The organism is Streptomyces sp. NPDC052042 (genome assembly GCF_044548345.1).
GTDB lineage: Bacteria > Actinomycetota > Actinomycetes > Streptomycetales > Streptomycetaceae > Streptomyces.
Genome location: NZ_JBIUBU010000041.1, coordinates 26440 through 37470, shown reverse-complemented (window position 1 = coordinate 37470; position 11031 = coordinate 26440). Strand labels below are relative to the sequence as shown.

Annotated in this window: 11 protein-coding genes and 1 pseudogene; 9 read left to right on the top strand and 3 right to left on the bottom strand. The window is 67.3% G+C overall.

Annotation, left to right across the window (positions count from 1 at the left end; all coding sequences use genetic code 11):
- Positions 1-191 precede the first annotated feature (191 nt).
- Positions 192-317: a hypothetical protein gene (locus tag ACIHCL_RS34750; RefSeq protein ID WP_399868340.1), complete on the top strand. Its 126-nt coding sequence runs from the start codon at positions 192-194 to the stop codon at positions 315-317.
- Positions 318-337: 20 nt separating this feature from the next.
- Here the strand turns inward: ACIHCL_RS34750 and ACIHCL_RS34745 are convergent.
- Positions 338-892: pseudogene (locus tag ACIHCL_RS34745) on the bottom strand (IS630 family transposase); the annotation flags it as partial.
- A 203-nt stretch (positions 893-1095) separates the two neighbouring features.
- Between ACIHCL_RS34745 and ACIHCL_RS34740 the strand changes: the two are divergent.
- The gene (locus tag ACIHCL_RS34740; RefSeq protein ID WP_399868338.1) at positions 1096-2439 is read left to right on the top strand and encodes an MFS transporter; all 1344 of its coding nucleotides are present in this window, start codon (positions 1096-1098) and stop codon (positions 2437-2439) included.
- Positions 2436-3434, top strand: a complete 999-nt coding sequence (locus tag ACIHCL_RS34735; RefSeq protein ID WP_399868336.1) for a phosphotriesterase — start codon at positions 2436-2438, stop codon at positions 3432-3434. Before ACIHCL_RS34740 ends, ACIHCL_RS34735 begins: the two co-directional genes overlap by 4 nt.
- Positions 3435-3447: 13 nt before the next feature.
- On the opposite strand, the gene ACIHCL_RS34730 is transcribed toward ACIHCL_RS34735, so the two are convergent.
- Together ACIHCL_RS34730 and ACIHCL_RS34725 are read right to left on the bottom strand one after the other, a co-directional pair.
- Positions 3448-4071: a GntR family transcriptional regulator gene (locus ACIHCL_RS34730; RefSeq protein WP_399868334.1), complete on the bottom strand. Its 624-nt coding sequence runs from the start codon at positions 4069-4071 to the stop codon at positions 3448-3450.
- 68 nt (positions 4072-4139) lie between these two features.
- Positions 4140-4982, bottom strand: a complete 843-nt coding sequence (locus tag ACIHCL_RS34725) for an NAD-dependent epimerase/dehydratase family protein (protein WP_399868332.1) — start codon at positions 4980-4982, stop codon at positions 4140-4142.
- Between the two features lie 158 nt (positions 4983-5140).
- Here ACIHCL_RS34725 and ACIHCL_RS34720 point away from each other — a divergent pair, with 158 nt between their 5' ends.
- From ACIHCL_RS34720 to ACIHCL_RS34695, 6 genes are all read left to right on the top strand, one after another.
- Positions 5141-6433 carry a M24 family metallopeptidase gene (locus tag ACIHCL_RS34720; protein WP_399868331.1) on the top strand — a complete coding sequence of 431 codons (1293 nt, stop codon included), beginning with the start codon at positions 5141-5143 and terminating at the stop codon, positions 6431-6433.
- Positions 6423-7229, top strand: coding sequence for a substrate-binding periplasmic protein (locus ACIHCL_RS34715; protein ID WP_399868329.1), 807 nt, complete (start codon positions 6423-6425; stop codon positions 7227-7229). The genes ACIHCL_RS34720 and ACIHCL_RS34715 overlap by 11 nt, the downstream gene beginning before the upstream one ends.
- 5 nt (positions 7230-7234) lie before the next feature.
- The gene (locus ACIHCL_RS34710; RefSeq protein WP_399868327.1) at positions 7235-7912 is read left to right on the top strand and encodes an amino acid ABC transporter permease; all 678 of its coding nucleotides are present in this window, start codon (positions 7235-7237) and stop codon (positions 7910-7912) included.
- On the top strand, positions 7909-8730 hold the full coding sequence (locus ACIHCL_RS34705; protein WP_399868325.1) for an amino acid ABC transporter ATP-binding protein: 822 nt from the start codon (positions 7909-7911) through the stop codon (positions 8728-8730). The genes ACIHCL_RS34710 and ACIHCL_RS34705 overlap by 4 nt, the downstream gene beginning before the upstream one ends.
- Entirely contained in the window at positions 8727-9851 is a 1125-nt protein-coding gene (locus ACIHCL_RS34700; protein ID WP_399868323.1) for an FAD-dependent oxidoreductase, read from the top strand. The genes ACIHCL_RS34705 and ACIHCL_RS34700 overlap by 4 nt, the downstream gene beginning before the upstream one ends.
- 79 nt (positions 9852-9930) lie before the next feature.
- Entirely contained in the window at positions 9931-11028 is a 1098-nt protein-coding gene (locus ACIHCL_RS34695) for a threonine aldolase family protein (protein ID WP_399868321.1), read from the top strand.
- Positions 11029-11031 lie beyond the last annotated feature (3 nt).

The window sequence follows — 11031 nt, the reverse complement described above, 5'->3', positions numbered from 1 at the left end:
CCACCCGAGACGGCCTGACGCCCCTGACCACCCCGCCCGCCAAGGCCCGACCGGAGCGCAACCGTGGAAAAGCTGGGCAGACCAGCGGATATCCCTGCCCACACTCAGACGACAGCCCAGAACCCTCCCCGCAACCCCTCGGAGATCACTTCGAAACCGCGTCGGTGAATCGAGGCTAAGGCGTCGATGTCGTGCGGGCGCTCATCGCACTCGCGCTCGGTGAGCCGTTCAGCGACCATCTGAGGCCCACGCGCGCCGCGCACGCGGCACTGGAGCTGATCGGCTCACCGCTCGCCGCGGAAGGCGAACTAGTGTGATGCGCCGGAAATCCTGAGGGTTAGTTCTGCTCTGTTGGCTGGCCGGTGGTTCCGACCTTGGTGAGGTAGTCGGCGAGGGACTTGAGGATCTCGTCGGCAGTCTTGGTCCAGGTGAGGGGCCGCGGGTTCTCGTTCCAGGTGTCGATCCACGCGGTGATGTCGTGCTCCAGAGCCTTCACGGAGGTGTGGACGCCGCGGCGGATGAGTTTGTCGGTCAGCAGGCCGAACCAGCGCTCGACCTGGTTGATCCAGGAGGAGCCGGTCGGTGTGAAGTGGACGTGGAAGCGTGGGTGTTTGGCCAGCCACGCCCTGACCTCGGCGGTGTTGTGGGTGGCGTAGTTGTCACACACCAGGTGCACGTCGAGCCCGTGCGGCACGGCCTTGTCTATGGTGACCAGGAACTTCCTGAACTCGATGGCGCGGTGGCGGCGGTGGAGTTCGCCGATGACGGTGCCGTCGGCGATGTTGAAGGCGGCGAACAGGCTGGTGATTCCGTGCCGCAGATAGTCGTGGGTGCGGCGCTCAGGTATGCCCGGCATCATCGGAAGGACCGGCTGCGAGCGGTCCAGCGCCTGGGGGTTACCAGCGCATGCGGAGTGCGCGTTCAGATCCGCACGTCGCTGCTTGGGAAGCTTCGCGGCGGGTTCGCGGGTGTTGTCGAGCTTGAGCATCGTGGCCCCGTCCGCATGGTGGGAAGCAGCAAGCTGCGGCAGGCGATGCAGATTGCTGCGGGTGCTATCGCTGGACAGAACTGGATATAGTGTTCAGTATATCTCGCATGAACGATCCCACCGCGCCGACAGAAGCCGTCAGACCCGGCTGTGAACGACCCGCTCACGGGTCTCTTCGGGCCCGACGGCGTGCCATTGCCGCGAGCGCTGTCGGTACCGCCCTCGAGTGGTTCGACTTCAGTGTGTACGCGGCCCTTGCCACCGTGATCGGCCAGCAGTTCTTCGACGTTGGGGACCCTGTCCACTCCTTCCTTGCCGCAGTCGCCGTTTTCGGCGTCGGCTTCCTTTTCCGCCCCCTGGGCGCCGTCTTCTTTGGACACATCGGCGACACCCGGGGTCGCAAACCCGCCCTCGCTCTGACCATCGTCGTCATGGGGGCGTCCACTACCCTGCTGGCCCTCGCGCCGACGAGCGCTACCGCCGGCATTCTCGGGCCCGTGATCCTGGTGGTGGCTCGTATCGGGCAGGGCTTCTCGGCGGGCGGCGAGTTCGCGGGCGGGGCCGCGTTCATCATCGAGTACGCGCCCCGGCGGCGCCGCGGGTATTTCGGCAGCATCCACTACATGGCGCTGATCTTCGGCAACCTCGTGGGTGCGGCGCTTGTCGCGGTGCTGTTCCGCACGCTCTCCGTCGAGCAGATGGGGCAGTTCGGGTGGCGTATCCCGTTCGCCACCGGGCTCCTGGTCGCCTTGCTTGGCTTGTGGATGCGACTCAAGCTTGCGGACACGCCTGAGTTCAGCGAGGCCCGGAGGGCAGAACCGAAGCCCGGCAACCCTCTCGTCGTCGTGGCCCGCACGCAGCGGATTCGTATCCTGCAGGGGGTCGGACTGGTCGCTGGGTTCACGATCGCGACCTACACCTACGTGAACATGCAGGGGTTCATCGTCACCTACGGCGATCTCGACTCTACTGATGTCAGCCTGATCTACAGTCTGTCCCTGGTGGTCCAGATCCCGCTCATCGGAGTGTTCGGCGCGCTCTCCGACCGGGTTGGCCGCAGGCCAGTGTTGCTCGCGGGGATCATCGCTATTGCCCTGTCCGCTTTCCCCACGCTGGCGTTGGTCAGTACCGGGAACGCCTGGTTCGGGCTCCTGGGGCTGACGCTCATGGCGGTCGCCATCGCGGTCTATGCCGGGCCGTTCACAGCGGCGATCACGGAGATGATGCCGGTGGCCACGCGCTACAGTGCGCTCTCGATCGCGTACGGACTCGCGGTGGCGGTGTTCGGAGGAACGGCCGGATTCGTCGTCGCCTATCTCCGGGACGTGACCGGCTCGGCGCTCGCCCCCGCCCTGTTCTGCATCGCGGCCTGCCTGGTCACGCTGGGCACGGTCCTGCGCATCGGGGAGCCGTCCCTCCAGGGGGCCGGACAGGGGCAGGAGGAGGAATGATGCCGGAGATCATGACGGTGACGGGCCCGGTGGCCGCACGGAACCTGGGCCTGACGCTCATGCACGAGCACCTGCTCATCAACCAGATGAGGGAACAGAGGCGGACCGGACTCGTGGCCGACCACAGCCTTCTGCTGGACGAGATCGGTGCGTTCGCCGGGGCGGGAGGGGGGACGATCGTCGATCTCACCTCGGGCGAGCTGGCCGACGGCGCCGCTCGTGATCCGCTCGGCCTGTACGCGAAGGGGCCTTCCCGCATCGGCGACACCGTGCACACCCGCGGTACCGCGCATGCGCGTGAACTCCGCTCCCTCGCCGTGGAGTCCGGGGTGAACGTCGTCGCAGGCACGGGGCACTACCGCGATCCGTATCTCGATCGTCGGTGGTTCGACCGGCATTCGGTGGACGAGATTGCCGAGCTGCTGATCGCGGACATCACGCTCGGCTTCCCCGGAACCGACGTCAGGGCAGGGATCATCGGTGAGATCGGTGCCGACAAGTGGTACGTCTCTGCGGCGGAAGAGCGCTCGTTCCGGGCGGCTGCGCGGGCGCATCTGCGGACCGGGGTGCCGGTTTCCACCCATGCCGCGCGGTGGCCGGTCGGTCTGGCGCAGTTGGAGATCTTGCGGTCCGAAGGGGTGGACCCGGCCCACGTGATCATCGGGCACTGTGATTCGGTCCCCATCCCCGAGTACCACCTCGATCTCGCGCGGGCGGGCGCCTGGGTCCAGTTCGACGGTATCCGCGCCGCCGCCGGGCGAGACCTGCGGAACCGGGTCGAATGGGTGCTGGCACTGTGCCGGGAGGGTTTCCACTCCCGGGTCCTGCTCTCTCATGACGTCTGCACCCTTGAGGACTTCCGGGCCAACGGCGGATGCGGTCTCACCCTCGTCCCGACGCTGTTCCTCGACGAACTCGTCAAGGCCGGGCTCGACCCCGAGGAGGCGCGGGAACTGCTCCGGGGCAACCCCGCACGGGCCCTGGCGGGCGGGTGAGGCCGCCCGCCAGCTACCGCCGTCCGAAATTCTTCGCGGTCGCCTCACCGGCCAAGGAACCGTCCTTCTTCCGCACCGCCCCGATGATCGCCTCGTGCTCCTGTACGGAATTCTGGTCCGGTCCCCGGTTACGCATGTAAAGAGTCGTTGCCCGGGTGAACAGTGTCTGGAGGTTCTCGACCTCGGCGATGAGGAAGCGATTCTCACTGCGCTGCACCAGGACGCCGTGGAACTCCATGTCGAGAACTGCGGCCTCGGCCCACTCGGACGCCTCGGCGGCATGGATGATCCGCTGGTTGATGTCGGTCATCCGCGCGACGTCGGACTCCGTGGCGGCTGGGGCCGCCAGGCGTGCGGCCAAGGCCTGGAGCGCGCCCAGCGGGGCGAGGATCTGCTCGACGTCGTCGCCCCTGCTCGGGGCAACCGCCGGACGCCTCCTGGGGGCCGCGACGATGAGCCCGACCTTCTCCAACTGGATGAGTGCTTCACGGACCGGAGTGCGACTGATGCCGCAGATCGCGGCGATCTCGGCATCATCGATGATCTCGTCTGGTTTGAGTTCACCCGCGACAATGCTGGACTTGAGGTACTCGTAGGCCGTGTCACGTGCGGATTTGACGGCTGGCGGCTTTCGCATAAGTGAAGTATATAGTATGGCGGATTGTTGCCGTGCCCACATGTCAGACCGGCCCACGGGACGTCCGGTTACGCCTGCGGCTCCTCCGCTCCCGTCGGGCCGTCGCTCAAGTGGCGCTGCCGGCTCAGGGTGTAGCCGGGGGATGCGAAGTCACCTCCCTGCGGCTCGGCGGGGGTTCCGTCGAGCCGCGCGCCGACTGCGGCGGCGTCGTCGCGTGGATCGAACCCGATCGCCCGTCCAGCCTGCAGGTCCCACCAGCCGCTGCGGTTGTCCGACACCGCATAGAAGGTGATGAACCCGTAGTCGGCGTCGAGCGCCGCACGGAAGGCCCGGGTGCAGTCGTCCGGGCTGAGCCAGGTGGCCAGCTCCCGCGGTGTCGAGGGGGCCGGCTCGAAACTGCCGATGCGCAGGCAGGCGACCTGGAGGCCGAACTTGTCCGCGTACAGGCGTCCCAGTGCCTCGACTGCCGCCTTGCTCACCCCGTAGAGCCCGTCCGGACGTACCGGCAGGTCCGGGTTCACCAACCGGCTCGTCGGGTAGAAGCCGGTCGCGCGGTTGCTGCTCGCATACACCACTCGGGGTACACGGTTGATCCGGGCAGACTCCAGAACGTGGAACGAACCGGTGATGTTCACGTCCACAAGGTCGTGGAAGTCGGCCTCATCAGGGATCCCGCCGAGGTGAATGATCCCATCCAGGCCGGTTAGAACCTCTCTGAGCAGCGTGAAGTCCCGCAGATCTGCCCGGACCGCGCTCTCGTGCGGCGCGCAGTCGCGGATCTCGGCAGTGTCCAGGAGCAGCAGGTGCTCGAACCGCTCCGCGAGCGCGCCGCGCAGATGGCGCCCCACGTTCCCGGCCGCGCCGGTCATCGCCCAGCGTCCGTGCCGGGTCAGGGGGTGAAAGCCGGTCATGTCGGCCGTCCTCTCTTTGAGGGTAGGTGGGGACGCTGCTGCGCCCCCGGAGCTCCGTGTGCCTTCCGGGCCAGCCCCATTCTGCTCCGATTTGGGGCTAGCCAACCGGACGTTCTGTACTATATATTGTATGTAACACATCGAGAAAGGGGTTTTCCATGACCCGATATGCGGGCCTCTCTTCTGACGGCCATCGCGGCGCGCGGCACGCCGATCGCTTCCACACCGACCGGTGCGTCGCGGAGTTGAGACGGGCCGGGGTCGACGGTGTGGTCGCGACGAGCGTCGAGAACGTCGTATACCTCACCGGCTACGACCACTGGCCGCTGCACACCTTCCGCGAGCATGGGGTCTATGCCGTTGTCACCGCGTCCGGCGAGCGGGGCCTGGTGGCTCCCCGCAATGCGGGCGAATACCTGGTCACGGACTGGCCCGCCGACTGCACGCTCGTCACCTACGGGGACTTCTTCGTCTCAGTCGCCCCTGGCGGCACGATGGCACCCCTGGATCAGCAGTGGGCGTCGCTCCGCGAGTCCACCCCCCATCACAGGACGGCCGCGGAGGCCCTCACCGCACTGACCAACGAGCTGGGTCTGGGCCCGCACGCAACCGTAGCCCTGGACGACCAAGCCCTGAGCACAGCGGGCCGCGAGGGACTGCGCGAGAGGTTCCGGCGCGCCGAAGGCGTGGACGCAAACATGCTGCTCCGGCGAGTGCGCCGGGTGAAGACTCCGCACGAGGTCGCTCTGCTCCGCGAGGTCGCGAACAGGACCGAGAAGGCGATGAACGGGGTCTTCTCCCGTGTGCGGGAGGGGATTTCGGAGACGGAGATGTTCGACCTGTACCGGCGCCTCGCCTTGGAGGAGGGCCTCAACCCGGGACACTGCGAGGTGAACACGGGACTCCGGGCCAGTGGCTGCTTCCCGCCCGACAGCACTTCCCTGGTGGGCTTCGGCGACACGGTGCGGATCGACTGCGGTGCGCAGTTGGAGGGGTACCACTCGGACACCGGCCGCAACGCGACGCTCGGCACCATGTCCGCCAGGCTGTCGATTGCGGAAGATGCCATCCGGGCGGGCATCCAGGCCATGTTCGACATGGCCGGTCCCGGGGTGCCGGTCGCCGAATTGGCCCGGACTGCCATCGACTCCGTCCGCAAGGCCGGGCTTCCCGAATACGAGCGGCATCACGTGGGCCATGGCATCGGTCTGGAGATGTACGAGTACCCGGTGCTCAGCCCGCGTACCGATCCCAGCGTCGTCCTCGTGGAGGGTGAGGTCCTGAACTTCGAACTGCCCTTCTACGAAATGGGTACGGGCGGGCTCCAGATCGAGGACACCGTCCTAGTGACCAGCTCGGGCGTAGAGGTTCTCACCACGAACAGCCGAAGCGCGTTCCGCGCCGGCGCCCAGGGGCATGCCGCGGCAGAAGGAGTGTCCCGTGAAGCGTAGACCCGTGTTGGCCGCCCTCCTCGGCGGGATTCTTTTGCTCGGGGCGTGCTCGGCTCCAAGCCGATCGAAGAGCCCGGAAGATCTCTCCGGCACGACCCTCAAGGTTGCTTTCGACGTCGACGGGCCGCCGTTCGCCTACGTCAAGGGCGGCAGCACGCCACAGGGGTTCGATGTTGACGTCATCGAGGAAGTTGCCCGGCGTACCGGTTTCACTGTGGAGAAGACAGCTCTGCCCTTCGACGGGATTCTGCCGGCCCTCCAGGCCGGCCAGGTCCAGATCGCCGCAGCGGCCATATCCATCACGGAGGAGCGGGCGAAGAGCGTCAGGTTCTCCACGCCCTACTTCCAGACCGGCCTCACCCTCGCGGTGAAACCATCGACGACCGGCATCGAGAAGATGGAAGACGCGCAGGGCAAGAAGCTCGCTGTCCGCACCGGTGCCAGCAGCTCTCTCTACGTCGAGAGCCTGGACTACGCAGACAAGATCACACTGCACCGCTACAACTCGACGAACGACGTGCTGCAGGCGGTGATCAGCGGCGTCGATGACGTGCTCGTCAACGACCGGTCGATCCTCGACCACTATGTCGCGCAGCGGGGCAAGGGGCAGATCACGGTCGTCGGTCCGCTGCTGACCAAGGACAACTACGGCTATGCGGTCCCCAGGAACCGGCCGGACATCCAGGAGGCCCTGGACTCCGCGATCCGTGCGATGGCCGAAGACGGCACCTACACGAAGATCTACGAAAAGTACTTCGGCAAGACTCCGGACGTCCTGCCCGGAAACATTCGGTAGGGGCCATGGACACCTATCTCGAAGTATGGCGGGACTCCTGGCCCGCTCTCCTGGACGGTGCCAAGACAACGCTGGTCATTACTGCGTTCGGCAGTGCACTGGCCCTTGCCGTGGGCGTGCTGGCCGGCACGGTCACGGCATTCAAGGCGCCCGTGCTCAACACCGTGGTGCGCGGCTATGTCGAGATCGTGCGCGGAACCCCGCTGATCGTCCAGATATTCTTCCTGTTCTTCGGCCTGCCGGTCGTCACCGGCACGGCGATCGATGCGACGACAGTGGGCATTGCCGCCGTCGGAGTGCACCACGGCGCGTACTTCAGCGAGATCGTCCGCGGGGCGATCAAATCCGTCCCGCTCGCGCAGTTCGAAAGCTCGCGGTCGCTGGGAATGTCCTGGTGGTTGTCGCTGCGCGATGTCATTGCTCCCCAGGCCCTGCTCCAGGCCTTCCCGAGCCTGGGTAACCAACTGGTGATCTGCCTCAAGGACACCTCCCTCCTCGCGGTGATCGGGGTGAGCGAGGTAACCCGCCAGGGGCAGATCATCATCGCCAACACCTTCCAGGCGTTCGAGGTCTGGTTGCTGGTGGCCGTTCTGTACCTGCTGATGACCAGCGTGCTCAGCTTCGCCGTGCGGCGCAGCGAACGCACTCTGGGCCGCTTCCTCCCGGAAAGCACAAGACAATGACGACCACACCAACGACGCGGGACGACGACGTCGCCATCGACATCCGCGGGCTGCGCAAGGCATACGGGAGCACAGTCGTGCTCGACGGGATCGACCTGCGTGTACGGCGCGGACAGGTGGTCTGCCTCATCGGCCGCTCCGGCTGCGGGAAGTCGACGCTCCTGCGATGCATGAACGGCCTTGCGCTCCCCGACTCCGGAGAGGTCACCGTACTGTCCCACCGGATCAGCGGGGGGCGCCCGGACCTCGACGGGCTGCGGACCCGGGTGGGCATGGTCTTCCAGAGCTACAACCTGTTTCCGCATCGGCGGGTCATCGACAACGTGGCCACCGGGCCCCGAAAGGTACTGAGGCGGGGAAAGGAAGAATCCCTGAGCATCGCCCGGGAGCAGTTGCGCCTCGTGGGGCTGGAGGAGAAGGCGGCTTTGTGGCCGTCCCAGCTCTCCGGCGGTCAGCAGCAACGCGTCGCGATCGCACGGTCTCTTGCGATGAACCCCGACGTGCTGCTCCTTGACGAAGTGACAGCTGCCCTCGACCCGGACACGGTCGGCAGCGTCCTGGCGGTAATCCGACAGCTGGCGGGTCAAGGCATCACGATGGTCCTGGTGACCCACGAGATGTCATTCGCCTATGACGTGAGCGACGTCGTCGCCTACATCGAGGCCGGCAAGGTGGTGGAGATCGGCTCACCGAAGGACGTGCTGACCTCTCCCACGGACGAACGCACCCGGAAATTCCTCTCCAGGACACTTCCGGACGCCAGCGTCCCCCGCCTGGATGACTCCCCGTCTGCGTCCCGTACAGGCGCGGACGCATGAGCAGCGGGCGTGTCCTCGTGGTGGGTGCAGGAGTGATCGGCGCCTGGACAGCGTTGCACCTCGCCTCGTCAGGCTGGCGGGTCACCCTCGCCGACCAGTACCCGCCGGGCAACACACGGGCATCGTCGGGAGGCGAGAGCCGGACGCTGCGACTCGCACACGGACAGGACGCCTTCCTGACCGAATGGGCCGTCCGTGCGAGCCGGATGTGGGAAGGACTGGCGTCGGGATGGCACGAACCGCTCCTCGCCCGGGCCGGCGCGAGCTGGCTGGTTCCCTCGGATGCGGACGGTTCGTGGGAGGAGAGCAGCGCAGCCACGCTCCGGGAAGCCGGGGTCAAGCACCGGGTCCTCGGGCGCACTGGAATCGAGCGTCTGTACCCCGCAGTCCGGGTCACCGGATTCGACCAGGCGCTGTACGAGCCAGGCGCAAGGCTGCTGTACGCCCGCAGGTCGGTGCGCGCCGCCGTCCAGCGGGCCCGCGAACTGGGCGCTGACATCATCCGGGCACGCGTCCGCCCCGCGGAAGGGGGCGGGATCGACGTCGAGGGCGCCGCCCGGATCGAGGCCGAGCAAGTGGTGTGGTGCTGCGGCCCGTGGCTGGGCCAGCTGTTCGGCAAGGCTGACATCCGGGCGCTGCGCCAGGACATCTTCTACCTCGGCGGTCCCCACATAGGTCTGTCCGGCCTGCCGCTGTGGCTCGACCGCACGAACATGGTCTACGGAAGCGGCGACCTCACCGGCCGAGGGATCAAGGTGAACAGCGACGCTGCCGTCGAGCAAGTGGCGGTCGACACCTATCACCGCTTCCCCGCCCCCAAGGGGCTGGCAGCAGTCCGCAGCTACCTCGCCACCCATTTCCCGGACCTCGCCGACAGGCCGCTCGCCGGGTCGGAGACGAACCAGTACGAGATGAGCCCCGACGGCGACTTCATCATCGACCGCCACCCCGACGTGCCCTCATGGTGGCTGGCCGGCGGCGGTTCCGGCCAGGGCTTCAAACACGCGCCCGTCATCGGCGCGGAGGTAGCCCGGCTGCTCAGCGGCCGGGAGCCCTCCAGCCCACGCTTCGCACTCGGCGCCCCCCGGGCGCGCTCATCGGCCGGCAGCGTCTTCGGCTGACCCCGGACCGATATCCGCCCTTCTTCGGCCGACTCGCTGCGAATTCGCCTTCGCCACGGCCCCACCTTCTAGGAGTGAGATGAGTATGCCCACCTCCCACACCCTTCCCCAAGTGCATCTGGGCTCCGACACCCAGACCCGCCCCACGCAGGCCATGCGTGAGGCGATGGCCCAAGCGCCGGTCGGTGACGAGCAGGCATTCGGCGACCCGACAACCCGCGCCCTGGAGGAACGCGTCGCCGACCTCCTTGGCCACGAAGCGGGGGTCTTCCTGCCTTCGGGCACCATGTGCAACGAGATCGCCGTGCGGCTGCACACCGGAGGCGGCGGCGACGAGGTGCTGGCCGAAGCGTCGTCCCACCTCGTCAACGCCGAGGCCGGTGGACCGGCAGCGCTGTCGGGCGTGACGCTGACGCCGATCCGCGGCGAGCGAGGAGTCTTCACCCCCGCGCAGGTGAAGCAGGCGGTGCGAGCGCGCAGTCGCTATGCGCCGCGGACCCGACTGATGTGCGTCGAACAGACCGCAAACGCCGGCGGCGGCACCGTCTGGCAGACCCACCAGATCGACTCCGTGGTCGCCGCCGCGCGGGAACTCGGCCTGGCAACCCATCTCGACGGAGCCCGGCTGCTCAACGCGACCGTCGCCAGCGGAACCTCAGCCGCAACATTTGCCTCCGGGTTCGACACCGCGTGGCTCGACTTCTCCAAGGGACTGGGGGCCCCAGTCGGAGCCGTCCTGGTGGGCTCGCGTGCCCTGATCGACGAGGCATGGCGGTACAAGCAGATGTGGGGCGGCGCGATGCGGCAGTCGGGCATCATCGCCGCGGGAGGGCTGCACGCGCTCGATCACCATGTCGAACGGCTCGCGGAGGACCACGCCAACGCCAAGGCGCTCGCTCTCGGCCTGGCCGCCATCGACGGGGTTCGTCTGGACCCCTCCCATGTCGAGACAAACATCGTGTACTTCGAGGTCGACGATGCCCCGGCGTTCGAGCGGGAACTCGCTGAGCGCGGTGTCATCATGAACGCCAAAGGCCCGCACCGAGTCCGTGCGGTCACTCATCTGGACGTGTCGTCGGAGGACATCGCCACTGCGGTACGCGCCGCGGCCGAGGCGGTGACAGCAGTGGCCCTGTCCGCTCCCGCTACGACAGCAGGCACGGCGGTGCCGCAGTGACCG